This is a genomic window from Bacteroidia bacterium (assembly GCA_019695265.1).
GTDB lineage: Bacteria > Bacteroidota > Bacteroidia > JAIBAJ01 > JAIBAJ01 > JAIBAJ01.
Genome location: JAIBAJ010000195.1, coordinates 1 through 3342 on the forward strand (window position 1 = coordinate 1; position 3342 = coordinate 3342).

The window sequence follows — 3342 nt, forward strand, 5'->3', positions numbered from 1 at the left end:
GCTCCTATAACAACCATCTACCTAAGCGTGACAGGAAATTGTTGTTGACCAAAACAGAACTTCGGAAAATGTCCAATAAACTAAAAGACAAAGGTTTGACCATTGTTCCGATTAGTTTATTTATAGCAGAATCAGGTTATGCTAAAGTAGAAATTGCGGTGGCAAAAGGAAAGAAGACCTATGACAAAAGGGAGTCAATTAAGGAAAGAGACGTAAAGCGCAACATGGAAAGAGACTAAAATTTACCTCCCACTACAAAACTGCTTTTTTGCTTTTTCTTATTTCCTTGGGTGTCGAATGATTCGCTTAATAAAATGTAAATTCCTAAACGTGCTTTATCTCCTCGGTCGGTAATGCCGTCCCATGTAAAGGTGTCAGATGTTCCAAGTAGTTCATTTTCCAGTAGTTTTTTCACTAACCTTCCTTTAGCGTCATAAATTTGAAGGGTAGCTACTGTGCCCGGACCCGGGTTTGATAAATGAATATTTAACACATCTTGGTACCCATCATTGTCGGGCGAGAAAATGGGAGGATCTAAACTAATCCAATCGCTGGAACTTGCATTTTCATTGTATTGGGAATTTTGGTAGGCAGGAGTGCCATATCCGACTGTTTCGGCGGCAGAATGCCAATTGTCTCTATCTCCGGATGCTCTGTCCGGATTAATACGTTCAAGCGAAACGCCCTTGGTACTTTGCAAAAGAGGGAAATGCATTTTGTCGTCGTACACCATGGCGTCAATAATAGTTCCTAAGCTATCTCCAATAATACAGCTTCCGTCTTCAATGTTAAAAGATGGCAATTGATCAACGGAAATAACTCCATTCGGATTGGTGGTATTATACTGTAACTTAACGGCTATTCCATTTTCAGAAATGGCCACATATTCTTTACCAAACAAAAGGTAACCATCCGGTTCAACTTGATACCAGGTTTCCGGTAATCCATCAGCACCGTAGCGGGCAATGTATATATCCTTCAAATCAAAAACTTTGTCAGTACGATTGTATAATTCTACATAATCAAAACCACCATCTTTTGGATAAGCTAAAATTTCATTGACAATTAACTCGTTATATGCCGGAATTTGAGGAATGGCAAATCTTAATTCATAACTAGCATCAACCTGGTTTCCCACACAATCGCGGATGTAATTCTGAACACTTAGGGTGTAAATAACGCCAGCCTGAAAACTCTGAGAAAAGCTTAATCCAACTTTTTGGAAACCGGGAAAGGTGGCAAAGGCAGCAACCGGATTTCCAATACCATTATCAACGGTATAAGCAAGTATATTAGTGGATGAAAGGCTATCTAGTGGCTCGTTAAAGAAAACATTTAAGGTAGAAGGACCACTTATAACAGCTTTTATTGGCTCCGGTGAGAAGTTGTCAGGATTAACTGCATAGGTTGAATTTCTAAAACCGGGGGTTCCACCGGAAGCATTAGCAGATGCAATCCAATTTCCTTGTCCTCCACAAGGGTTGAAAGGGTCAATTTGCTCTAAACTCCATCCTCCTTCATCTTTGTCGGCATCCTGATACCAATCAATGGTGTAAGAAATGGAGTGAATAATTTGTCCGGCTGTATCTCGTATGGTTAAGGTTTGTCCTTCATTGGTTAAGGCTTGATAACTTAATCCGCTAACTTCAACGGCATTGGCGAGGTTAATATAATATGGGAAAGAACTACTGGCAAGCAATACAACTGTACTGTCAGGCTGAATAATAGCTTCAGGTAAAATATCTGTGCTGCTTCCGCAGGTAACTGTCCAATTTTTGATAGAGATCGGATAGGTTGTTTTATTGTAAAGTTCAATATACTCAACTTCGGGCAATCCTTCTGTTGGAGAAGGGTCGGGCATTAATTCATTAAAAACAACATCATTGGGTTTAACCTGGTAATAGGTAAAGTTGGCACTAGCATTGGTTAAGGTGTTTAAACTTGGATCTTGAATGCCATTGACTAAAATTTGGTAGGTTGTACCACTATTGAAAGTCGATGTAAACCCTAACACTACTTCGCTGGGGTTGTTACCGTCGAGTTGAGCACTTGCCGGTGTTCCTATTCCTTGATCTACAGAATAATTGATTAGGGTTTGGGCTGTTGAGGCAGTTATAGGTTCGTCAAATTTTAACCTTACCCTATTGGCTGTTTCTGCCATTGCTGAAACTAAGGAAGGGGCTTGGTTATCAATAATTTGAGGTCCTGCATAAATATCATCAAAATAGAATTTGGTTGAATTGCTGCTGGTGTATTTGCACCAAACCCCAAAGTAGGATGAACTGAGGTACGTATTATCCGTTATACTTCCTTGGGAAACCAGGTTTTGACCTCCAAGTGTGTCAGCCCAAATAGTCCACAATCCGGAAACATCCCGAACCACCTTAATTCTTACCTGATTGGTCGAATTTTGTAAAGTGCTATCTGGTCCATCAATTAATTGAACCTGATTGAGTCCGTCTTGCCTGAATAACCGAATATCGTCAACCGTTCCAATTCCACCCAATTGCAAGTAATATCCATTCAAGCTTCCATTCAAATTGCTTTGGTCACTAACCAAATAAATTCGCCCAAAATTACCCGAAGATGGATTGAAGGATAGCTTGGTCCAAATATGCCATTCCGATATCTGGGCGGCAGTGCTGGAACTAACCAAATACGAAGTGTCGGTTCCGCTGGAATTTAGTTTTAACTGTTGACTGCTTACCGTAAATTGTGCATCATCTCCGGTCCAAACCGGATTCTGGGTAAAGTCCCCATCCGAAAAATCATCGGTTAATTGACCAAAAACTCCTGCCGGAATGAATAAAATAAACAGGATGGATAAAATCTTATAATTCATTTGGGCTAAGATATGGGATTAAAACAAAATGATATGTGAATTTTAAAAGAAGTTTTTAAGACTATACAACTAGGCCTACTACTTTTTAAAAATAAGTAGTAAAAGAGTAGTATTCAAGCCTGGCAAGGGTTTCAGTCCAATTTCTCCGAGTTAGTTTTGTGAAAAAATATTAAAATGAAAATTAAAAACTACTGCTTGGCTAGCTTGGTATTGTGGGGGGCTTACTCCCCTTTTTCCGTTAATTCTCAAACCTGGACCGATGTTGGTTTTCCTTCCAATGGGGTTTTTAATACCGACCAAATGAACGGAAAACTATATGTGGCTCAAGGGGCAGATATTGGGTTCTTGGAATATGACGGAACAACCTGGACAACCATTTCTGATTACAATAACTCTTTCAATACCGCACATAAGTCAAAAAGTGCAGTTAGGAACTTAAATGGTTCTTTGTATTTAGGAAATTTTGAGTTTAATACCTCCGGCGAAGGTGATTTTCACCA

At 39.6% G+C, this 3342-nt stretch carries 3 protein-coding genes; 2 read left to right on the forward strand and 1 reads right to left on the reverse strand.

Annotated features, from left to right (window positions below; genetic code table 11):
- A partial coding sequence (locus K1X82_15215) for an SsrA-binding protein (protein MBX7183460.1) occupies positions 1-239 on the forward strand: 239 nt, incomplete at its 5' end.
- Here the strand turns inward: K1X82_15215 and K1X82_15220 are convergent.
- Entirely contained in the window at positions 236-2842 is a 2607-nt protein-coding gene (locus K1X82_15220) for a lamin tail domain-containing protein (GenBank protein MBX7183461.1), read from the reverse strand. The two genes, K1X82_15215 and K1X82_15220, sit on opposite strands and share 4 nt — an antisense overlap.
- Before the next feature lie 174 nt (positions 2843-3016).
- On the opposite strand from K1X82_15220, the gene K1X82_15225 reads away from it, so the two are divergent.
- Positions 3017-3342 (forward strand): hypothetical protein (locus tag K1X82_15225; GenBank protein MBX7183462.1); only part of this gene is annotated, 326 nt, incomplete at its 3' end.